Raw genomic sequence first — 503 nt, forward strand, 5'->3', positions numbered from 1 at the left:
ACTCAGTAGTATGCTTTCTTGTCCTTCAGGAGTCCAGCATGTCGGTAAAAGCATCAGTCTCGATTTCCGACCAGCAGGAAATCTTTGCCCGAAAGCTTGTCGAAGAAGGCCGCTTTTCAAGTCTGAGCGCCGTCGTGCAGCGTGGGCTCGAACTGGTTCGCGAAGAAACTGAACTGAAGGAAGCAGAGCTTGCCGCGCTGAGGGCGCTGATTGCCGAGAGGAGGGCAGGCGAGTTTCTGAGCCTTGAGGAAAGTCATCAGCAGATCGAGGATATGATCGCTGCCAAGAAGGCGTCTTATGGCCTTTGAGATTGTCCGGTCTCGCGACAGTCTCAAAGACCTCAACCTGATCTTTGATCATCTTGTCGATTCCTACGTCAGCCTCGGCGATGCTCCCGCTGACGCCGTAAATCGTGCTGCAGACCGCATACGCGCGATTGGAGCAGATATGAACGCGATTGCGGATGCGCCCTATCAGGGAACTCTTCTGAACCACATGGCAGC

At 54.3% G+C, this 503-nt stretch carries 2 protein-coding genes; both read left to right on the plus strand.

Annotation, left to right across the window (positions count from 1 at the left end):
• Positions 1-308: ribbon-helix-helix domain-containing protein (locus AC1D0P_RS28440; protein ID WP_477679796.1), on the plus strand; the 308-nt coding region annotated here is incomplete at its 5' end.
• On the plus strand, positions 298-503 hold a 206-nt coding region (locus AC1D0P_RS28445; protein WP_477679797.1), incomplete at its 3' end, for a hypothetical protein. The genes AC1D0P_RS28440 and AC1D0P_RS28445, both read left to right, overlap by 11 nt.

The sequence above is a fragment of the Polaromonas sp. P1_G2 genome, from assembly GCF_056405515.1.